Source organism: Pseudorhodoplanes sp. (genome assembly GCF_059499825.1).
Genome location: NZ_JCABZI010000019.1, coordinates 1 through 18,937, shown reverse-complemented (window position 1 = coordinate 18,937; position 18,937 = coordinate 1). Strand labels below are relative to the sequence as shown.

Sequence of the window (18,937 nt, the reverse complement as noted above, 5' to 3'; positions counted from 1 at the left end):
GAACCGTCACTCCACCTTCGGGCCCTGGCCGGGCTCGGGCGTCACGTCGATCACTCTGGCCCGTCCCGTAATCGCCGCTTCACCCGGCTTGCAATTGCTCATGCACGGATCCTTTCGCCAGAATGCCTTTTCGGCGACCTCCCGGTCATCATCGAAAAAATTGCCCTGGTTGGGAAGCTTGATTGTTCTGAAATTCTTGTCACTCAGTTCAAAATCTTCCGAAGTTACGATGTCATTGAGAAAAAGTACGTAGGCAGTAATCGCATAGAGCTCGTCGTTGGTGAGCGTTTGCGATGCACCAAACGGCATCGCGCGGCGGATATAGTCGATAACGGTCGACGCATAAGGCCAGTAGGAGCCGATCGACTTGACCGGATCGTGACTGGCCAGCGTGTTGTTTCCGCCCGACAGGATCGGCCAGCGTCCGGCACTTTCACCGAACTCGCCGTGGCATGCAGCGCAGCGTTCCACATAGAGCGGCTCGCCCTGTTTCACGGTGCCCTTGCCGACCGGCAGTCCCTGACCGTCCGGCCGGATGTCGATATCCCAGCCGGCGATTTCCTCCACCGTGGCCTCGCGGCCGATATTGAGTTTTTTCTCCGACGCGACAGCGCCGGCGGCCATGACGCCCGAGATGCAGACCGCCGCGAGCGTCAAACGAAGTGCACGGCTAGGATACTTCGACATTCTCGACCTCGCCGTTCTTGTGCACGTGCCACGTCTGGATGCCGTTGTTGTGGTAGATCGAGTTGATCCCACGCACCTTGCGAAGCTCGTCCTTGGTCGGCTGCACGTAGCCGGTCTCGTCCATGGCGCGCGACTGCAGCAGGAGCTCGCGGCCATCCCAGTCGAACTCGAAATAGAAGCGGGTGAGGGCCTTGTCCCAGACCGGGCCGTCGAGCTTTGCGGTGCGCCAGTTGCGGCCGCCGTCGAGCGAGACGTCGACACGCGCGACCTTGCCGCGGCCGGACCAGGCGATCCCCGACAGCACGGTGAAGCCGGATTTGTGGTTGAGCGGCGCCTGCGGCGACGGATTGGTAATCACGGACTTCGCGTCCATCACATAGGTGAAGCGGCGCGCCTTTCCGTTCTCGAGCAGGTCGGTGTATTTCGAGGTTTCCTCGCGATGATGCCAGGGCTGGTCGCCGATCTCGATCCGGCGCAGCCACTTGACCCACATGTTCGCTTCCCAGCCGGGGATCACGGCGCGGACCGGATAGCCGTTCTCGGGATAAAGCATCTCGCCGTTCATGCGATAGGCGATCAGCACATCGTCCAGCGCCTTTGCGAGCGGCAGCGAGCGCGTCATCGCGGCGGAATCGCCGCCTTCGAGCAAGAGCCACTTTGCATTGGTCTTGACGCCCGCCTCGTTCAGGAGCGTCTTCAGCGGCACGCCGGTATACATGACCGAATGCACCATGCCGTGCGTGTACTGGCAGCCATTGAGCTGCGCGCCGCGCCACTCCATGCCGGAATTCGCCGCGCATTCGCAGAAATGGGCGCGGTTGACGCGCGGCATCCGCTTGATGTCGTCGAGCGTGAAGATAAGCGGCTTGTCGACGAGGCCGTGCAGGATCAGACGGTAGTCGGCCGGGTCGACCTCGGCGATGCCGGAATGATGCCGCTCGAAGCAGAGCCCGTTGGGCGTAATCGGGCCATCGATTGCGTGCAGCGGCGTGAAGCTGACCGAACTTTCGCGTGACGCGGTGAGCCACTCGACGTCGCGGCGAATGATGTTTTTCTCGAATTCGGATGGCCTGCCATAGCCGCGCACCGCGACGCCTTCGCCGAGGTTGCGCGTCCAGTCCGGGATATTGGGCGGCTGGTTTGCTGGATTGCCGGTGGGCGTGCCCTGCGGCCCTGCCACAGCGGCGCCCGTCGCCAGCGCGCCGCCGGCAGCAAGCCCGCTGCGCAGGAAGCCGCGCCGCGATGTCAGTCCCGTGGGGTCCGTCATGCGATGCCTCCGGTCCGGATCAGTTTCAACGATGCGTATGTTTGCATGTGTCTGGCCAAATTTTTTTTACACGCCGGTCACGCGAACGTTCGTCAGCTCCTTCGGAGCCACGACCTTCTTCTTTTCGAGATGCTTCATCACCACGTCCCAGATCGGCGGACCCTCGGTGCCCTCGTTGACGCTCGCCCAGCCGGAGACTGTGTAGTCGCGTCCGCTTTCGATCGGCTTGCCGGTGCGGATCAAGGTCATGTCGGAGATGCGCTGGCCGCCGGGCTTGCTGACATCGATGGTGTAGGACATGCCGCCGACCCGCACCATATCGCCGCCCTGCTGGTAATACGGGTCCGGATAGAACAGGTTGTCGGCCACGTCCTCCATGATTTCCTTGAGCCGTGCGCCGGTCATGGTCATGCGATAGGCGTTCGGATAGGTGATGGCGGTGGCGTTGTAGACATCCTCGCGGGTGATTTCCTGACCCGGCAGCAGCGAGGCGCCCCAGCGGAAGCCGGGCGACAATGCGATCTCGGCATCGCGCTCCGACAAGAGCGCGTCGCAGATCACATCGTCGAGCGTACCGTTGAAGTTACCGCGCCTGTAAAGCACCGTTTCGGTCCGCGCCACGCTTTCGGTCAGCATCTTTTCGTGCGGCTTGCGGATGGCGTCGATCTTGGCGGCCATTTCAGCGTCCGGCGCAATCACGTCGGAGAATACCGGGATCAGCCGGAAACGATGACCCTTCACTTCGCCGTCGCGCACATCGAGGTCGAGACGCGACACGAACTTGCCGTGACTGCCCGACGCGACCAGCAGCGTCTTGCCGACCTTCACCATATCGGGAAGCGCGTCGTGGGTGTGCGCCGTCAGGATCACGTCGATGCCGTCGACGCGCGAAGCGAGTTTGCGATCGACATCGAAGCCGTTATGCGACAGCAGCACGACCAGTTGCGCGCCGTCCTTGCGGACCTTCTCGACATTGACGCGCAGATCGTCCTCGCGAATGCCGAACGACCAGTTCGGAATCATCCAGCGCGGATTGGCGATCGGCGTATACGGGAAGGCCTGGCCGATGACGGCGATCTTGACCCCGCCGCGCTCGAACATCTCGTAGGGCTTGAAGGCCGGTTCGTCCCATTCGGTGTCGCGCATGTTCTGCGCCAGGAACGGGAAGCCGAGGCCGTCGACAATCTCCTTCACACGATCGGTCCCGAGGGTGAATTCCCAGTGACCGACCATCGCATCGGGCTTCAGCAGCGCCATGCAGTCGACCATGTCCTGGCCTTTGGACTGCAGCGAGGTGTAGCTGTTCTGCCAGGTATCGCCGCCGTCGAGCAGCAATGTGCGGTCGCCGCGTTCGGCGCGGATTGCCTTGATGACGGTGGCGATCCGGTCGAGTCCGCCCAGCTTGCCATAGGTTTTGGCCAGCGCCGCAAAGTCGGGATAGGCGAGGGCGTAGGCGTCCGCGCTGCCGGGAACGATGCCGTAATACTCGAGCAGCGCTTTCCCGGTGATGTGCGGCACCAGGCCCTTCACTTCACCGGTGCCGAGATTGATCGACGGTTCGCGGAAATAGATCGGACGCAGCTGGGCGTGGATGTCAGTGATGTGCACCAGCGTGACATTGCCGAGCGGCTCGAACCGCAACAGATCGGCCTGCGTCAGCCGCTGCTGGGCGAAAGCGGATGTCCAGCCAGACGGAACAATTGCCGCCGTAGCGGCCGCAAGCTGAATGAAATCGCGCCTGGAAATCATGCACGCCTCTTTCGGACCCAGCCTCCGCCGGGCGAACCAGACCTGGTGTTTCGCGCCGCTCAGCCGCGAAACCGACAACGCGAGAGTGCCGTCAGAGAACCTTGATTGAGTCTTCGCCGACGATCTTGGAGCCGTCGTCATCGATCCAGGTCAGCACCACCGGACCCGATTCCATCGCCTTGAACTTGAACTGGATATAGGGGTTGGCGGACACGGCCGGCTCGAAATCCGCGGAGAACACTTCCTTGCCGTTCACCGTGGCAGTGAACTTGTTGAGGATCTTGCGCGGGATCACCTTGCCGTCGGCGCTCTTGCGCTGCCCGGTTTCCATGACGTGAGAGACGAGCGCCTTGACCTCGACGATGTCGCCTTTCTTGGCTTCCTTCTTGTCGAGCTTGATGCGCGGCTTGGGCGTGGACATTGCAGTCTCCTGAAACGTTGATTCGGCGTCGGTGCGTGCGAGCTCAGCCGCCGCAGCCGCCGATCGTGACCTTCACCTGCTTCTTGGCGGTGTAGAATTTGCCATCCTTGGTCTTGGCGATCGCGACGATGTTCTGCGTGCCGGCAAGACGGATGCGGGTATTGGCTTCGGCGACGCCGCTGGCCGGGGTGAAATGGAAGGTCGCGATGCCGGCATTCGGATTGCCGTCGGCCAGAACGATGACTTCGCTGACATAGTCGGCGTCGGTCATAGGGCTGTCGACCGAAACGGTGATCGGCACGGTGTTTCCGTTCTCGGCGATTTCCGGCAGGTCGAGTTTCACCTTGCCTTCGACCGCGGCTGCACCGCCGGTGAATTTCTTCGCCATCTCGTCGAGATTGTTCGCCGCTAAGGCCGGGACCATCGATTGTCCGAGAGCCGCCGCCGCGACTGCCGCAGCGCCCGCGAACAATGTCTGCCGGCGCGTGATTGCTATCGTCATTTCATCCTCTCCTGAGCGCGTCGCCTTCATCTGGGCGATGCGAGGCCGAACTTCAATTGCGACGATGGATTCGCATGACAGGAGCCCGGCAGCAAGCGCGCCGATTGCCTCACGTTTCCTCGCCATCGTCCGTTTATATAACACGGAACATATTCATTGACTTGAAAGTGTTTACTGAATTCGCGAACGGCGCGCAACGATTATTCTCCTTTGCACTGCACAAACAGCAAATGCTTCTCATGCGGAAAAATGCATGTAAAGGTGAATGAAACGGCCACTTGATCTTCAAGGTCGAAGCTTCGTACAGCGTTGCGAAGCGCGCAACAAAACGGGAGGGAGCGGCGTGAGATTCAGCACAGCTATCGCAGCGGCCATATGCATCGGCGCGCTATCCGCCATCGGTGTCGCGGTGGCGCAGGACGCCGAGACCGAGAAGGCAATCGAGCGCTATCGCCAGATGCTGAAGGAAGATCCGTGGAGCAATCCGGGTCTTCTGGATTCCGATCGCGGCGAAGCATTGTGGAAAACCGCGCGCGGACCGAAGAACGTCACGCTCGAGCAGTGCGATCTCGGCAAGGGGCCGGGAAAGGTCGAAGGCGCGTTCGCGGAACTGCCGCGTTACTTCAAGGATGCTGACCGCGTCATGGATGTCGAGACCCGCATCCTCTGGTGCATGGAACAATTGCAGGGCTTCAAGGCCGCCGATCTCGTCAAGCGCCCGCATCCAGGCGGCGGTCAGCCGGTGAAGGAACTCGGCGCTATCGCCACCTGGGTCGCCAACCAGTCGTCCGGCCAAAAATTCGCAGCCAAGCTCGATCAGCCGAAAGAGAAAGAAGTCGTGGCGCTGGGCGAAGAGTTGTTCTTCCGCCGCTCGGGGCCGTTCGATTTCTCCTGTGCGACCTGTCACGCCGCCGAGGGCCTGCGCATCCGCCTGCAGGGGCTGCCGTATCTCGCCAACCCGAAGGAAGCGGCCAAAGTGGTGGGTGAATGGCCAGCCTACCGTGTGTCGTCCACACACGTGATGACGATGCAGCACCGAATGTATGACTGCTATTGGCAGATGCGGATGCCTGAACTGCAACTCGGCTCCGATGTCAGCATCGCGCTGATCGCGTATCTGACCAAACAGGCAACGGGCGGCGAGATCGCTGCGCCCGGTCTCAAGCGCTGAACGGAAGGACAAGCATCATGAAAAAACTTCCGTTTGTTGTGACTGCCGTTGTCATCATTGCCGGGTCGGCCGCGCTGGCCCAGCAAAAGTCGACGGTGCCGCCGGGCGTGGCCGATGCCGCGATCAAGGCGGCATTCCCCGGTGCGCCTGAACAATTCGTCCCGCGCTTGTCGCAGGACGAAACCATGAAGCAATGCTCCGCGTCGCATAACAATCCTTCGAAGGAGGTCGCCGACGCGATCCAGAAGCGCGAGAAAACGAGCATCGAATATCCCGCCGACGGCAAGTTCATCGGCGACTGGAAGAAGGGCGAAGCACTGGCGCAAAACGGTTACGGCATGCGCTTTTCGGATTATCCGGCGACGCGTGCCAACGGCGGCAATTGCTATGCGTGCCACCAGATCACGAAACAGGAGGTGAGCTACGGTACGCTCGGACCGAGCCTGTATCAGTACGGCAAGCTGCGTGACTTCAAGGACGCCGACATCAAGGCGACCTACGAGAAAATATATAACTCCCACGCGGCCCTTCCGTGTTCGAATATGCCACGCTTCGGCTCGAATAAAGTATTGACCATCGAGCAGATCAAGGATGCTGTGGCGCTTCTGATGAGCCCGGACAGTCCGGCCAACAAGGACTGATCCTCGCTCCTGAAATTACTGGCCCGGCACGCAAACCGCGCCGGGCCAATTCACATGGAGGCGGTCATGACCCTTGCAAAGACCAGCCGGCGCGGCTTCATCGGCGCGCTGGCCCTGTCGGGTGCCAGCATCGGCGCATCACGTGTCGTTGCGGCACCCGCCAAGCTCGATCCTAGCGACATCAAGAAGGAAACCGAGGTCGCCTGCCTTTATCACTGCGATTTCGGCGATCCGGAGCGCTTCTCGCAGATGCTGACCAACATGAACAATCACCTGTCGGCCTACGAGTTCGACTCGCTGCGCCTGAAGCTGGTGATCGTGGCGCACGGCGCCGGCATCAAGTTCTTCCTGGCCGATCGCTCCGGCACGCCGTGGGAGAAGGACAAGATCGACGACGAGATCTACAAGCGCTTCGTCGGCCTGACCAAGTTCGACGTCGAAGCCTATCTCTGCGAGATCACCTACAAGCGCCAGAACATCGACATGGCGAAGACCCGCGACGGCGAGTACCTCAAATTCGTACCGTCGGGTGTCGCGACCGTCGGCCAGCTGCAGACCAAGGGCTTTGCCTATCTGAAGGTGGGGTAGACGGTAGACGGGGCCGTACGCGTGGCGCTCAGCTATTCGCCTTGAGATAATCCATCAGGCTCGACTTCTCGTAGCCACGCTCGGCCACGAAGCGGAACATCGCCGTAAACGGCTTCGGCTCCATATAACCCTGCCAGCGCGCGACCTCGCGGGCCTGTGGCGCCTTCTGCGCCAGTCCCGCCGTTGATTCCGGAAAGAACTGAAACGTCGGCGTCGCGCGCACGCCGTATTTCCGAGCGAAGTCCTTTTCAGCCAGGCGCTCGCCGTCGAAATCGGTCACCTCGCGCGAGCCGCGGATGTTGAGCTGGAGGACTTCAAACTTGTCCTTGATGAAAGTCTCGATCGCCGGATCGGCAAGATTGATCTCGTGGATCTTCTTGCAATAGGGGCAGCCCTTCAGCTCCCACATGATCACCAGACGCTTGTTCTTGTCGGCGGCCTCTTTCAGGTCGTCGTTGAGGTCGAGCAGGCTCTCCAGGAACCAGGGCTTCGTATAGAGCCCGTCGTCGTTCAGCTTGAGCGCGGAAGCGAAAGCCTGAAGCGGCACCAGCATCGCCGATGCGCCGGCCAGAAGACCGCGGCGGGAGAGCGACATGGGCCGGCTTGTTGCATTCATGATACTGCAATTATATGTCGGCCACTGGCCCGCTGCAAAGGGATTGATCGTGCGGTTGTCGAAGGCATTCATTGTCGTCGTTGCATTGCTGGGCGCCGTCCTCCCGGCCATGTCCGCCGAACTGGTCATGTATCGCCGGGCGGGCTGCCCTTATTGTCTGCAATGGGATCGCGAGATCGGGCCGGTCTATCCCAAGACCGATATCGGCAAGCAGGTGCCGCTGCGGCAGGTCCATCTCGACCGCGGCAAGGACGTTTCCGTCGAACTGAAGAGCCCGATCCGGTTCACCCCGACCTTTGTCGTCGTCGAGGACGGGCGGGAAAAGGCCCGCATCGAGGGATATCCGGGCGAATTCTTTTTCTGGGGCGTTTTGGAAAAGCTTTTGCTCTAGCCGCCGCGCAATTTGAAAGTTCCATCCCTTTCAAATAGTTGCAACTTGGCGCATGTATTGTTGCATCCCGACGGAGCGACGACATGGCGACCGCGCTGGCCCGCAAGCCGAAAAAGCCCGACCTCGACATCGAAGACCTGCTGAAGAATGCGCAGGCGGCGAGCGAATTCCTCAAGGCGCTGTCGCATGAGGCGCGTTTGGTGATCCTGTGCCTCCTGATCGAGGGCGAGAAATCGGTCACCGAGATCGAACAGCTGCTGAATCTCCGGCAGCCGGCGGTGTCCCAGCAACTGGCGCGGCTGCGCGCCGACGACCTGGTCGAGACCCGCCGGGATGGCAAGAACATCTATTATTCGCTGGCGCGGCCCGAAGTCCGGCAGGTGATCCAGGCCCTGCATGCCGCGTTCTGCACCCCGAAGGTGTGACAATGCTCGAAGATCTTCCGCTCAACCTGTTGCGCTTCGCGCTCGGCCTCGGCCTGGGCGGCGCGTTCGGTTTCGTCGCCCGGCGCGGACGCTTCTGCACACTCGGGGCGATCGAGGATTCGGTCTATGCCAACGACACCCGGCGCCTGCGCACCTGGCTTGTGGCGATCGGTGTCGCCGTGATCGGCGTGCACCTGCTCGAGTCCTTCGGTGAACTGGATCTGACCAAGTCGATCTACACCGGCTCGCGGCTGGAATTCGGCGCGCTGATCATTGGCGGACTCATCTTCGGCTTCGGCATGGCGCTGAACGGCACCTGCGGCATGGGCACGCTGCGCCAGATCGGTGGCGGCGACCTGCGCGCGGTGATCACCTTCCTGGTCATGGGCGTGACCGCGATGATGACCATGCGCGGGCTGACCGGCGTCGCCCGCGTCGCCGTGACCGATCCTCTGGCGGTCGATCTCGGCGCATCCGCCACCCAGCGGCTGCCGCTGCTCGCCGGGCTGAGCGGGCAGGGCGTTACAATCGCTGCGATTGTCATCGGACTTGGAATCGCCGTGTTTGCGTTCGCGCATCGCGGCTTCCGTGCCTCGCCGCGTTTCGCCGTGACCGGAATCCTGATCGGGCTGATCGTTGTGGCCGGCTGGTGGGCAACGGGCGTCGCCGGTTACGACTCGTTCGATACCCGGCGCATCGAGTCCTTCACCTTTGTCGGTCCGCTTGGCGACACGCTGCTCTACGGCATGCTCTCGACCGCCTTGTCGCTGGACTTTCCGATCGGTGCGGTGATCGGCTTCGTGATCGGCGCCTATCTTGCCGCTGTCAGCGATGGCAGCTTCCGCTGGCAGATTCCGGCCAGTGCCGCCGAGTTCAAGCGCCGCCTGATCGGTGCCTTCATGATGGGCTTCGGCGGCATCACCGCGCTGGGCTGCACCATCGGGCAGGGCGTGACCGGCGTGTCGACATTGTCAGTCGGTTCGGTGATCGCGATCGTGTCGATCGTTGCCGGCGGCCGGCTCGGTCTGTGGTGGATCGTGGAACGCGGCCAGCGCGTGGCAAGGCCGACGATCGGGGCGCCGATTGCAGCGACCGCCGGGAGTGGCCGCTTCAACCGCGTCAGCTGTACCGAACCGTGATACAGAGCGGCACGCCCGCCGCCCCTCGGCCGATCAAACATGTCAAAAATGTCACGCCGCGCCGTCCTGCGCGGCGTTGACACGTTGCGGGCGCTAACGAACAATAACGCATAACCGGAAACGCATCTCCGTTCGCGGATATGACGGCTTCGACCGCGCTTTGCGACGCGGACCAAAAGAACCCATCGGGAGGATTGCGATGACCGACAAGACCACGCGTCTGACTGTGCGCTCTGGCATCGACCGGCGCACGCTGTTGAAATTTTCCGCCGCGGGAGGTGCTGCGCTCGCGTCGAGCGGCGTCTACATGCCTGCCATCGCGCAGCAGAAGCCGATCAAGATCGGGTTCGTGTCGCCGCAGACCGGACCGCTCGCCGCCTTCGCCGAAGCCGACAATTTCGTTCTCGGCCAGGTGCGCGAAGCGACCAAGGGCGGCCTGAAGGTCGGCAACGCCACGCGGCCGATCGAAGTGGTCGTGCGCGACAGCCAGTCCAATCCGAACCGCGCCGCCGAAGTCGCCAAGGAACTGATCGTCCGTGACAAGATCGATCTGATGCTGTCGGCCAACACCCCGGAGACCACCAATCCGGTCGCGACCCAGTGCGAAATCGAGGAAGTTCCCTGCGTCACCAATAACTGCCCGTGGCAGCCTTACTTCATCGGCCGGCAGGGAAATCCCGGCGATCCGAAGAGCTGGAAGCCGTTCAATTACACCTATCACTATTTCTGGGGGCTCGAAGACGTCATCGCCGTCTTCACCAACATGTGGAGCCAGCTCGACACCAACAAGATCGTCGGCGGCCTGTTTCCGAACGATGCCGACGGCAATGCCTGGGGCGACAAGGTGGTCGGGTTGCCGCCGGCGCTCGACAAGGCCGGCTTCAAGCTGTTCGATCCCGGCCGCTATCAGAATCTCACCGACAATTTCTCGGCGCAGATCGCAGCCTTCAAAGGCGCCAATGCGGAGATTCTGACCGGCGTGGTGCTGCCGCCGGACTTCACCACGTTCTGGAAGCAGTCGATGCAGCAGGGCTTCCGGCCCAAGGCGGCCTCGGTCGGCAAGGCGATCCTGTTCCCGGTCGCGGTCGAGGCGCTGGGCAAGGATGGAAACAACCTGTCGTCTGAAGTGTGGTGGTCGCCAAGCCATCCGTTCAAGTCATCGATGAACGGCATGAGCGCGAAGCAGCTCGGCGATTCCTACGAGCAGGCCACCAAGAAGCAATGGACCCAACCGATCGGCTTCATTCATTCGCTGTTCGAGGTCGGGCTCGACGTCTTGAAGCGCACTGCGCAGATCGGCGATGCCAATGCGACGGTGGACGCGATCCAGAAGACCAATCTCGAAACCGTCGCCGGTCCGGTCCGCTGGGACGGCAAGGGCGTGCCGCCCTTCGCGGCCAAGAACATCGCCAAGACCCCGCTGGTCGGCGGCCAGTGGCGCGTCAAGGACGGCAACCGGTATGAGATCGTGATCACCGACAACCGGACTGCGCCGAACATTCCGGTAGGCGGCAAGATGGAACCGATCGGCTGATAACGAAGCCTGGCCCGGGCTTTTCACGTTTCAGCGCCCGGGCCGTATTCCCCGATCGAGACGGTGCGCGGCCCAGTTCCGCGTCTGCTTCGACCCGTGGAGCGCGCACATGAAGAGCGTCTATACGACTCGCGGTTTCGTCGGCGACCGCGCAGAATTGTGGCGCGGCGTTATTCGTGACGTTTACGCCCATCTCGAAATCGATGTCTCACCCGGCCCGGAATTCTCCGGCCAGATCGTCCGCTCGCAGCTCGGCCAGATCGAGATCACCGACGTTAGAACCGACAGCGAGATGGCGCGTCGCACCCGCCGGCACATCGCCCGCGGTGCGACCGATGCCTACATCTATCTGCTGGTCAAATCCGGTCAGCTGCATGTGACCCAGTTCGGCCGCCGCTGCATTATCGGGCCGGGGCAATACGCGCTTCTCGATCTCGATGAGCCTTACGAGTTCAATCATGCGGAACGCGTTCACAAGGTCGGTCTGAAGCTGCCGCGCCCGATGCTGCGGCGAAGTTCAGGCGAGATTGCCGCGCATTGTGCCGTCCCGCACGACGCGACTGCCGGCATCGCGCGCCTCGCCGCCGACTATATCGCCGGCCTGATCGATCCCGACGTCGATCTCTCATGTCAGCAATCCTATCTGCTGTCGCGCACCGCGAGCGACCTGGTTTTCATGTCACTCGAATCTGATGGGAAAGCGGCATTTGCGGATCAGTCGGCTGTTCGCGCTGCCATCCGACGCCGCGCCAAGGCCTTCATCGATGGGCATTGTCAGCGCCCCGACCTGCGCCCCGAGGCGGTCGCGTCCGGCCTCAAGGTATCGCTTCGCTATCTGCATCAATGTTTCGAAAGTGCCGAACTGACGGTGATGCAGCAGATCAGGGATGCCCGGTTGGAGCGGGCCTTTGCCGATCTCGAAGACCCGACGCTTCGGCATCAGTCGATCAGCCAGATCGCGTTCCGCAACGGGTTCGTCAACGTCAGTCATTTCAGCGAGACGTTCCGGGCGAAGTTCGGGCGCACGCCTCGTGACGTGCGGACACGCGACAAGGCCTAATCGGTCCTTCCGCGACACATCATGCCTGCGCATTTTGGCGCTCGCGCACGATGTCTTTGGCGTGCGCGCACACACCCGCGATCGGTCTGGACTGCACCTGCAATCCGCGCCCAGAGTGAAATTGATCCGGTGTCCAGACGGGCCGGACGCGATTTGATCACTTTGGATCGTACCATGCAGATAGAACAGGCTAACCAGCTCCTTGATCCCGGCTATCTGCCGATGGAGTCGGGATACGCCGATATCGGAGGCGGCAAGAAGCTTGTTGCCGCGCTCACCCGCATGCCGGGCTGCCGCGCTAAAATGGTGCATTGGTGGTTCGGCTGGCTCGGCGGGACCGAACAATACCGGATGTGGCACCCGACCGATCATCTGTTCAGCGATTGGGAGAACCGCAAGGACGGCAACTATATCGGTGCGGCGCATCTCGTTCATGAGTATCTGGCCGGCCCGAGCGGCCCCGTCTTCAAGCTGAGGATCGCCTTCCACGATCCGTCCGAATTGTTCGACAAGGCGCGCTATGACGCGGCGGGCGTCGTCGCGGTATGTGCCCGCATCGGCGACCTCGATCATCCAATCGACTTCGGGCGGATGACCCATTTCGTGCGCGACACCGATTACGGCTGCGAGATGCGCAGCCGCTTCTGGCTCGGCGAAATCCGCAGCCGAGAGCCGGGCAAGACGCTCTCCGAACAGGAGCAGGATGCGTTGCGTAAGGCCAATCTCAACGAAGAGCTTGCGCGACGATTGCATCAACATGCGACCGAGGAGATGGGCTACCTCGCCGAGATTTTGCCGACACTGTACCGGCGCTACACACTCGACAACACCTTCTGAGAATCGAGAGCCGAAGAGAGAAGGAGGACGCCATGCATACAGGACCTCGCCTGACGCGCCGTGCGCTGATGGGGGCGGCCGTTGCCGCTCCGGCATTGCTTCGGATCATCCCCGCGAACGCGCAGAGCCGCGTGATCAAGATCGGCTTTGTAAACCCGCAGACCGGGCCGCTCGCCGCTTTCGGAGAGCCAACCGCGTTCCTGATCGAGCAGGCCCGCAAAGCGACCGGCGGCCATGTCGATGTCGGCGGGAAGAAGCATGAATTTCAGGTCATCACCCGCGACAGCCAGTCTACCGGCAACCGCGCGGCCGACGTGACCGCGGACTTGATCCTGCGCGAAAAGGTGGATCTCCTGATCGCCGGCGGCGCGCCGGACACCACCAATGCCGTCGCCTCGCAGGCCGAAATCAATGAGGTGCCCTGCATCAACACGGCGTGTCCGTGGCAGCCGTGGTTCTTCGGCCGCAAGGGCGACCCGAAGAAAGGGTTCGACTGGACCTACCTGTTCTGCTTCGGCGTCGAGGACATCCACGCGGCCTTTCTCGACCTGTGGTCCGGTTCTGAGACCAACAGGGTGGTCGGCGGGTTGTTCGCCAATGATGCCGACGGAAATGCCTGGGCGCAGGGCCTCCCGCCCGCGCTGCAGAAGGCGGGCTTCAAGGTAGTCGATTCCGGCCGGTATCAGCCGCTGACTGACGACTTCACGTCGTTTATCGCTGCGTTCAAAGCGGCGGGTGCGGAGATCGTGACCGGCACCATGACGCCTCCGGACTTTGCGACATTCTGGACTCAAGCCGCCCAACAGGGGTTCCGCCCCAAGATTGCAACGATCGGGAAGGCTTTTCTATTCCCGTCAGCGGTCGCGGCGCTCGGCGACAGGGCGGATGGCCTTTCGTGCGAAGTGCCCTGGTCGCCCGCATTCCCGTTTCGGTCCGGGCTCACCGGTCAGTCCGGTCAGGAACTCGCCGACGAGTATACGCAGCAGACCGGACGCCCCGCGGCGTTTACCGTCGGCATGTTTCATGCGCTGTTCGAAGTTGCTATCGATGCGCTCCGCCGCAGCAAGTCGGCCGATGACCCGCGCGCCATCCGCGATGCGATACAGCAGACCAAATACAGTTCGATCCAGGGGCCGGTGAATTGGACGTCCGGCCTCAATCCGGTCAAGAATGTTTCGAAGACGCCGATTGTCGCCGGGCAATGGGACCGGGCGGCTCCGGGCCAGCCGATGCGTATGTCGATCAAGTCGAACGCAGGATGGCCCGACATCCCGACGGTAGGACGGCTCAGACTGATTTCATAATGCGGCGCGGGCAGGCGGCAGTCATGCGTCCGGGGCGGAGACGAGGGCCGCGACCGTCCGGCCGGCCCTTGTCATACCAGCGGCGCCGTTGTTTATCGTAGTCCTCATGCTGCTTGAACTTCAGGGCGTCTCGAAATCCTACGGTTCGGTCGTGGTCGCCGACAACATCGACCTGTCGGTGCAGGCGGGCGAAGCGCTCGGCATTGTCGGACCGAACGGGGCCGGCAAGACCTCGCTGTTCAATCTCATTGCGGGCGGGGTTTCGCCAGCGTCCGGAACGATCCGGCTCGACGGCAAGGACATCACCCGCGCGCGTCCGCATCAGCGTTGCATCGCAGGCGTCGGCCGCTCGTACCAGATCCCGCAGCCATTCGAGAATCTGACCGTGTTCGAGAATCTTCTGGTCGGCGCGGTCTATGGGCGCGGACAGAACGAGCGCGACGTCATCGACGCCTGCGGGCGCATTCTCGACCTGACGCATCTCTTGCCGCGCGCCAACGTGCCGGCCGGACAGTTGAGCCTGCTCGAACGCAAGCGTCTTGAAATGGCGCGCGCGCTTGCGACCGGTCCGCGGCTGTTGCTGCTCGACGAGATTGCGGGCGGATTGACCGAAGGCGAATGTCATGAACTCGTCGACACCATCCGAAGCATCCATGCCGGCGGCACCACCATCGTGTGGATCGAGCACGTGGTGCACGCGCTGCTCGCCGTGGTCGGGCGGCTGGTCGTGCTGAATTTCGGTCGCAAGATTGCGGAGGGTCATCCGCGCACTGTGATGAACTCGCCGGAGGTGCGGCAGATCTATATGGGCATCGAAGCCTGATGGCGCTCCTCGAAACCCGCGCGCTCGAATCCTACTACGGCGACTTCCAGGCGTTGTATGGCATCGACACGGTGCTGGAAGAGCGCGAGACTGTTGCGATCATCGGCGCCAACGGTGCCGGCAAGTCGACCTATCTGAAGTCGATTGCGGGCCTCATTAAAAACGATCCGGACAGCGTGATGTTCGATGGACAACCCGTCGGCGCCATGCCCGCGGCGTCGGTGATGAAGCTCGGCATCTCGCTGGTCCCCGAAGGGCGACGGCTGTTTCCCTCGCTGACGGTCGAGGAGAATCTCCTGATCGGCCGCTACGGACGGCAGACCCCGGGACAATGGACGCTCGAGGAGATCTACCGGCTGTTTCCGGTGCTGCGCGAGCGGCGCAATGCGGCCAGCACCACCTTGTCCGGCGGCCAGCAGCAGATGGCTGCAATCGGCCGCGCGTTGATCTCCAACCCGCGCGTGCTGCTATGCGACGAGATCAGCCTCGGGCTGGCGCCGATCGTGATCCGCGACATCTACGCGGCCCTGCCGCGCATCAAGGCGAGCGGCACCAGCGTGATCGTGGTCGAGCAGGACATCGTGCAGGCCCTGCAGGTCGCCGATCGTGTCTATTGCTTCCAGGAGGGCCGCCTGTCACTCACCGGCCGGCCACGCGACCTGTCGCGCGAACAGATCCACAACGCCTATTTCGGATCGTAGGCGGGACGACACGATGGCGGAATGGATCAACACCATCATCCAGGGCGTCCTGCTCGGCGGGCTCTACGCGCTGTTCGCGGCGGGCCTGTCGCTGATCTTCGGCATCATGCGGCTGGTCAACCTCGCCCATGGCGACCTGATCGTGCTGGCGGCCTTCGCCATCCTTGCGATCGCTGCGTGGCTCGGGCTCGATCCGTTTCTCGCGGCTCTCTTTGCGATCCCGATCATGTTCGTGGTCGGCTTCGGGCTCCAGCATGTGCTGCTGAACCGCACGCTCGGACGGGACCTGCTGCCGCCGCTGCTGGTGACGTTCGGCTTGTCGATCATCATCCAGAACGGCTTGCTGGAAACGTTTTCGGCCGACAGCCAGTTGCTGCGGGCCGGATCGATAGGCACCGCATCGATATCGCTCGGCGGCGGCGTGGCATTCGGCGTGCTGCCGCTGATCACCTTCCTGTCGGCGATCGCCGTGATCATGGGACTCAATCTGCTGTTCTACCGCACCCAGCTCGGCCGCGCGTTTCGTGCGACCTCTGACGATCTCGAAATCGCGCAGGTGATGGGCATCGACCATAAGCGCATCTTCGCCGTGGCGATGGGAATTTCCATGATCGTCGTCACCATCGCCGCGCTCTATCTCGGCATGCGCGCGAATTTCGATCCGACCATCGGGCCGGCGCGTCTCATCTACGCCTTCGAGGCGGTGATCATCGGCGGTCTCGGCAGCCTGTGGGGCACGCTGATCGGCGGCATGATCATCGGCCTGGCGCAAACCATTGGCGCGGCGATCAACCCGGAATGGCAGATACTCGCGGGTCACATTGCATTCCTCATCGTGCTTGTCCTGCGGCCGCGCGGTTTGTTCCCGCGCGCCTTCGATTGAGGCGGTTGCATGGATCTGTTTAGGCAAGTCGCCACGTCGCAGCAGAACAAGGACGACAAGGCCAGACGCTCGGCCGAGCCGGAGCCGACCACGCGCCGCTATGCGAGCGAAGTCGGTGCGGGCTACGGCCGTCCGCTGGCGCTGCTCGCGATCGCACTGGTCGCGATTCTGATCGCGGCGCCGACCTTTGCCAGCCGCAACATGATCCAGGATCTGATCTTCATCTTCTACATGCTGGCGCTGGCTCAATACTGGAACCTGCTGGCCGGCTATGCCGGTCTTGTGTCGGTGGGCCAGCAGGCCTTTGTCGGCTTGGGCGCCTACCTGTTGTTTGCGCTGACGATTTTCGGCGAGCTCGATCCGATCCTGGCGATCATCCTGGCCGGCGCTTTCGCGGGTCTATGCGCGGTGCCGACGGCCTTCGTGGTATTCCGGTTGCGCGGCGCCTATTTCGCCATCGGGACCTGGGTCATGGCCGAGGTCTACCGGCTGGTGCTGGCGCAGTTCAAATCGCTGGGGGGAGGGACCGGCACGTCGCTGCCGCCCGCGGTCACCAACGGCGTCTTCGGCATCGAATGGGTGAAGACCATATTCGATGTGCGCACGCCGGCGGCGCGCGACATCGTCACCTACTGGATTGCCTTAACGCTCATGGTCGGCACTGTTCTGGCGGTGTACTGGATCCTGCGCTCGCGACGCGGGCTTGCGCTGGCCGCGATCCGCGATTCCGAAGTCGCGGCGGAAGCCGTCGGGGTCGACAATTTCCGTACGAAATTCTGGGTCTATGTGTTCGCTGCCATCGGCACCGGCATGGTCGGCGCGCTGATCTATCTGCAGAAAGCGCGGATCTCGCCCGACGCCGCGTTCTCGGTGATGGACTGGACGGCTTACGTGATCTTCATCGTGGTGATCGGCGGTATCGGCACCATCGAAGGGCCAATCATCGGTGTGATCGTGTTCTATCTGATGCAGACCTACCTCTCGAGTTACGGGACCTGGTACCTGATCCTGCTCGGTGCACTTGCGATCGTCGTCATGCTGTTCGCACCCAAGGGCATCTGGGGCTACATCTCCGAACGATGGGGCCTGGTGCTGTTTCCGGTGCGCCGCAACCTGAAGGTCACCACCCTCGAGGAGGGGCGGAAAACCGGTGCATGAAGTTCCAGATTGATCGACGCCACCTGGCATGAGGGCTAGACTTCGCTGCGCCTCGCAACAGAGGCGGAGGAGGCTCCATGGAACAGATTTTGATCAATCTCGTCGCCGGTGCCTTGGGTGGTGCGGGGGCGGGGAAGACTTCGCCGCAATTCGATCTCGGAATGGTCGGCAACCTTATTGCGGGCGCGGTCGGCGGCGGCGTGCTGGGGCAGATCGTGACGCTGCTCCTCCCGTCGGTTGTGGCGGCGGCGCAGGCCGGTAACCTCAGCGTCGGTGGCATCGTTTCGCAGGTGATCGCGGGGGGCGCAGGCGGCGCCATTCTCACGGCCATCATCGGCGCGATCAAGAACCGGGCCGCAGCCTGAAATCTCAGGTCGGACGCCGTTGGGTCGGTAGCCCTGTTGGCTCAGCCCTTCGGCTGTCCTGCCTTGAACAGGGCGAGCCGCACCGCCGCCGACGTCGACACCATATCGCCTTCACCGAACGCCGCATCGATGATTCGCTGTGCGGCCACGCGAGACGAGGGCGCCGCCGGTGTGTCGAGGATGCGCTTCGCGGCGTCCTTCAGCGTGAACAGAACGGTTCCGTCTTCAAGCCGAATGGGGCTGGCAAAGAGGCGGGACCACACCGGATCCTTCTCGCGCCGCTTTTCGCGGAGGACCGTTGCGGCGGGTACAAAACGTTGCGCCATTTCCTCAAAACCTAGGTGCGGATTCTTCCAGACTCCGCAATAGCACTCCGCGGCCGGTCGGGGACGGGATTGCCTTCACGAACCTGTGCAAATCACCGATTTTTTTGCCGGGCTATATGCTTCGGGCCGGGCGATTGGTCGGCTGGCGATATCGTCCGTAATGCGGAATCCGGCCACGGGACGCATTTTGTCACGGGCGCGCCGAACGCACTGCGCTCCGCCGTTCCGTCGGCCTGTGGAACCGGAAGCGTGGCTTGCGGCCTGGCGATGCGCGCGACGATGGTCTGGCGGAAGGGGTGGGATTCGAACCCACGGTGAGCTTGCACCCACGGCGGTTTTCAAGACCGCT

22 protein-coding genes are annotated in these 18,937 nt (G+C 62.6%); 15 read left to right on the top strand and 7 right to left on the bottom strand.

The window, feature by feature from the left end:
- Window positions 1–6 precede the first annotated feature (6 nt).
- The 5 genes from AC5I5I_RS22915 to soxY form a co-directional block, all read right to left on the bottom strand.
- Entirely contained in the window at window positions 7–624 is a 618-nt protein-coding gene (locus AC5I5I_RS22915) for a c-type cytochrome (RefSeq protein ID WP_495976956.1), read from the bottom strand.
- A 46-nt stretch (window positions 625–670) separates the two neighbouring features.
- Window positions 671–1,954, bottom strand: a complete 1,284-nt coding sequence (gene soxC / locus AC5I5I_RS22910) for a sulfite dehydrogenase (protein WP_495976954.1) — start codon at window positions 1,952–1,954, stop codon at window positions 671–673.
- Window positions 1,955–2,020: 66 nt separating this feature from the next.
- Window positions 2,021–3,703 (bottom strand): thiosulfohydrolase SoxB, encoded by a 1,683-nt coding sequence (gene soxB / locus AC5I5I_RS22905; protein WP_495976952.1) that lies wholly within the window; start codon window positions 3,701–3,703, stop codon window positions 2,021–2,023.
- Window positions 3,704–3,794: 91 nt separating this feature from the next.
- On the bottom strand, window positions 3,795–4,124 hold the full coding sequence (soxZ, locus tag AC5I5I_RS22900; RefSeq protein ID WP_495976951.1) for a thiosulfate oxidation carrier complex protein SoxZ: 330 nt from the start codon (window positions 4,122–4,124) through the stop codon (window positions 3,795–3,797).
- A 43-nt stretch (window positions 4,125–4,167) separates the two neighbouring features.
- A complete protein-coding gene (soxY, locus tag AC5I5I_RS22895) occupies window positions 4,168–4,626 on the bottom strand; it encodes a thiosulfate oxidation carrier protein SoxY (RefSeq protein ID WP_495976949.1) in 459 nt (152 codons plus the stop codon).
- A 343-nt stretch (window positions 4,627–4,969) separates the two neighbouring features.
- Here soxY and soxA point away from each other — a divergent pair, with 343 nt between their 5' ends.
- The 3 genes from soxA (at window position 4,970) to AC5I5I_RS22880 (ending at window position 7,026) form a co-directional block, all read left to right on the top strand.
- Window positions 4,970–5,797 carry a sulfur oxidation c-type cytochrome SoxA gene (gene soxA / locus AC5I5I_RS22890; RefSeq protein WP_495976947.1) on the top strand — a complete coding sequence of 276 codons (828 nt, stop codon included), beginning with the start codon at window positions 4,970–4,972 and terminating at the stop codon, window positions 5,795–5,797.
- Between the two features lie 17 nt (window positions 5,798–5,814).
- Window positions 5,815–6,438, top strand: coding sequence for a sulfur oxidation c-type cytochrome SoxX (gene soxX, locus AC5I5I_RS22885; protein WP_495976945.1), 624 nt, complete (start codon window positions 5,815–5,817; stop codon window positions 6,436–6,438).
- Window positions 6,439–6,504: 66 nt separating this feature from the next.
- Entirely contained in the window at window positions 6,505–7,026 is a 522-nt protein-coding gene (locus tag AC5I5I_RS22880; RefSeq protein WP_495976943.1) for a DsrE family protein, read from the top strand.
- 28 nt (window positions 7,027–7,054) lie between these two features.
- On the opposite strand, the gene AC5I5I_RS22875 is transcribed toward AC5I5I_RS22880, so the two are convergent.
- Window positions 7,055–7,621 (bottom strand): thioredoxin family protein, encoded by a 567-nt coding sequence (locus AC5I5I_RS22875; RefSeq protein WP_495976942.1) that lies wholly within the window; start codon window positions 7,619–7,621, stop codon window positions 7,055–7,057.
- Here AC5I5I_RS22875 and AC5I5I_RS22870 point away from each other — a divergent pair.
- The 12 genes from AC5I5I_RS22870 (at window position 7,620) to AC5I5I_RS22815 (ending at window position 18,262) form a co-directional block, all read left to right on the top strand.
- Entirely contained in the window at window positions 7,620–8,033 is a 414-nt protein-coding gene (locus tag AC5I5I_RS22870) for a thioredoxin fold domain-containing protein (RefSeq protein ID WP_495976940.1), read from the top strand. The two genes, AC5I5I_RS22875 and AC5I5I_RS22870, sit on opposite strands and share 2 nt — an antisense overlap.
- Window positions 8,034–8,116: 83 nt before the next feature.
- A complete protein-coding gene (locus AC5I5I_RS22865; protein ID WP_495976939.1) occupies window positions 8,117–8,458 on the top strand; it encodes an ArsR/SmtB family transcription factor in 342 nt (113 codons plus the stop codon).
- Between the two features lie 2 nt (window positions 8,459–8,460).
- The gene (locus AC5I5I_RS22860; protein ID WP_495976938.1) at window positions 8,461–9,597 is read left to right on the top strand and encodes a YeeE/YedE family protein; all 1,137 of its coding nucleotides are present in this window, start codon (window positions 8,461–8,463) and stop codon (window positions 9,595–9,597) included.
- Between the two features lie 199 nt (window positions 9,598–9,796).
- Entirely contained in the window at window positions 9,797–11,131 is a 1,335-nt protein-coding gene (locus AC5I5I_RS22855) for an ABC transporter substrate-binding protein (RefSeq protein ID WP_495976936.1), read from the top strand.
- A 109-nt stretch (window positions 11,132–11,240) separates the two neighbouring features.
- The gene (locus AC5I5I_RS22850; protein WP_495976934.1) at window positions 11,241–12,191 is read left to right on the top strand and encodes an AraC-like ligand-binding domain-containing protein; all 951 of its coding nucleotides are present in this window, start codon (window positions 11,241–11,243) and stop codon (window positions 12,189–12,191) included.
- Between the two features lie 174 nt (window positions 12,192–12,365).
- Window positions 12,366–13,028, top strand: a complete 663-nt coding sequence (locus tag AC5I5I_RS22845) for a DAPG hydrolase family protein (protein ID WP_495976932.1) — start codon at window positions 12,366–12,368, stop codon at window positions 13,026–13,028.
- Window positions 13,029–13,060: 32 nt separating this feature from the next.
- Window positions 13,061–14,332 carry an ABC transporter substrate-binding protein gene (locus AC5I5I_RS22840; protein ID WP_495976930.1) on the top strand — a complete coding sequence of 424 codons (1,272 nt, stop codon included), beginning with the start codon at window positions 13,061–13,063 and terminating at the stop codon, window positions 14,330–14,332.
- A 106-nt stretch (window positions 14,333–14,438) separates the two neighbouring features.
- Complete coding sequence (locus tag AC5I5I_RS22835) at window positions 14,439–15,155, top strand: ABC transporter ATP-binding protein (RefSeq protein WP_495976928.1); 717 nt, start codon at window positions 14,439–14,441, stop codon at window positions 15,153–15,155.
- Window positions 15,155–15,856 carry an ABC transporter ATP-binding protein gene (locus AC5I5I_RS22830; RefSeq protein WP_495976926.1) on the top strand — a complete coding sequence of 234 codons (702 nt, stop codon included), beginning with the start codon at window positions 15,155–15,157 and terminating at the stop codon, window positions 15,854–15,856. The genes AC5I5I_RS22835 and AC5I5I_RS22830 overlap by 1 nt, the downstream gene beginning before the upstream one ends.
- A gap of 13 nt (window positions 15,857–15,869) precedes the next feature.
- On the top strand, window positions 15,870–16,739 hold the full coding sequence (locus AC5I5I_RS22825; RefSeq protein WP_495976924.1) for a branched-chain amino acid ABC transporter permease: 870 nt from the start codon (window positions 15,870–15,872) through the stop codon (window positions 16,737–16,739).
- A 9-nt stretch (window positions 16,740–16,748) separates the two neighbouring features.
- A complete protein-coding gene (locus AC5I5I_RS22820) occupies window positions 16,749–17,897 on the top strand; it encodes a branched-chain amino acid ABC transporter permease (RefSeq protein WP_495976922.1) in 1,149 nt (382 codons plus the stop codon).
- Window positions 17,898–17,974: 77 nt separating this feature from the next.
- Window positions 17,975–18,262: a hypothetical protein gene (locus AC5I5I_RS22815; RefSeq protein WP_495976920.1), complete on the top strand. Its 288-nt coding sequence runs from the start codon at window positions 17,975–17,977 to the stop codon at window positions 18,260–18,262.
- Between the two features lie 41 nt (window positions 18,263–18,303).
- Here the strand turns inward: AC5I5I_RS22815 and AC5I5I_RS22810 are convergent, their stop codons facing one another.
- Complete coding sequence (locus AC5I5I_RS22810; protein WP_495976918.1) at window positions 18,304–18,588, bottom strand: hypothetical protein; 285 nt, start codon at window positions 18,586–18,588, stop codon at window positions 18,304–18,306.
- Window positions 18,589–18,937 lie beyond the last annotated feature (349 nt).

Excerpts from the sequence above, each read along its gene's own strand:
- AC5I5I_RS22915 (WP_495976956.1), bottom strand. The coding sequence starts at position 624 with ATGGCCGCCGGCGCTGTCGCGTCGGAGAAAAAACTCAATATCGGCCGC.
- soxC (WP_495976954.1), bottom strand. The coding sequence starts at position 1,954 with ATGACGGACCCCACGGGACTGACATCGCGGCGCGGCTTCCTGCGCAGC.
- soxB (WP_495976952.1), bottom strand. The coding sequence starts at position 3,703 with ATGATTTCCAGGCGCGATTTCATTCAGCTTGCGGCCGCTACGGCGGCA.
- soxZ (WP_495976951.1), bottom strand. The coding sequence starts at position 4,124 with ATGTCCACGCCCAAGCCGCGCATCAAGCTCGACAAGAAGGAAGCCAAG.
- soxY (WP_495976949.1), bottom strand. The coding sequence starts at position 4,626 with ATGACGATAGCAATCACGCGCCGGCAGACATTGTTCGCGGGCGCTGCG.
- soxX (WP_495976945.1), top strand. The coding sequence starts at position 5,815 with ATGAAAAAACTTCCGTTTGTTGTGACTGCCGTTGTCATCATTGCCGGG.
- AC5I5I_RS22880 (WP_495976943.1), top strand. The coding sequence starts at position 6,505 with ATGACCCTTGCAAAGACCAGCCGGCGCGGCTTCATCGGCGCGCTGGCC.
- AC5I5I_RS22870 (WP_495976940.1), top strand. The coding sequence starts at position 7,620 with ATGGGCCGGCTTGTTGCATTCATGATACTGCAATTATATGTCGGCCAC.
- AC5I5I_RS22875 (WP_495976942.1), bottom strand. The coding sequence starts at position 7,621 with ATGTCGCTCTCCCGCCGCGGTCTTCTGGCCGGCGCATCGGCGATGCTG.
- AC5I5I_RS22865 (WP_495976939.1), top strand. The coding sequence starts at position 8,117 with ATGGCGACCGCGCTGGCCCGCAAGCCGAAAAAGCCCGACCTCGACATC.
- AC5I5I_RS22860 (WP_495976938.1), top strand. The coding sequence starts at position 8,461 with ATGCTCGAAGATCTTCCGCTCAACCTGTTGCGCTTCGCGCTCGGCCTC.
- AC5I5I_RS22855 (WP_495976936.1), top strand. The coding sequence starts at position 9,797 with ATGACCGACAAGACCACGCGTCTGACTGTGCGCTCTGGCATCGACCGG.
- AC5I5I_RS22850 (WP_495976934.1), top strand. The coding sequence starts at position 11,241 with ATGAAGAGCGTCTATACGACTCGCGGTTTCGTCGGCGACCGCGCAGAA.
- AC5I5I_RS22845 (WP_495976932.1), top strand. The coding sequence starts at position 12,366 with ATGCAGATAGAACAGGCTAACCAGCTCCTTGATCCCGGCTATCTGCCG.
- AC5I5I_RS22840 (WP_495976930.1), top strand. The coding sequence starts at position 13,061 with ATGCATACAGGACCTCGCCTGACGCGCCGTGCGCTGATGGGGGCGGCC.
- AC5I5I_RS22835 (WP_495976928.1), top strand. The coding sequence starts at position 14,439 with ATGCTGCTTGAACTTCAGGGCGTCTCGAAATCCTACGGTTCGGTCGTG.
- AC5I5I_RS22830 (WP_495976926.1), top strand. The coding sequence starts at position 15,155 with ATGGCGCTCCTCGAAACCCGCGCGCTCGAATCCTACTACGGCGACTTC.
- AC5I5I_RS22825 (WP_495976924.1), top strand. The coding sequence starts at position 15,870 with ATGGCGGAATGGATCAACACCATCATCCAGGGCGTCCTGCTCGGCGGG.
- AC5I5I_RS22820 (WP_495976922.1), top strand. The coding sequence starts at position 16,749 with ATGGATCTGTTTAGGCAAGTCGCCACGTCGCAGCAGAACAAGGACGAC.
- AC5I5I_RS22815 (WP_495976920.1), top strand. The coding sequence starts at position 17,975 with ATGGAACAGATTTTGATCAATCTCGTCGCCGGTGCCTTGGGTGGTGCG.
- AC5I5I_RS22810 (WP_495976918.1), bottom strand. The coding sequence starts at position 18,588 with ATGGCGCAACGTTTTGTACCCGCCGCAACGGTCCTCCGCGAAAAGCGG.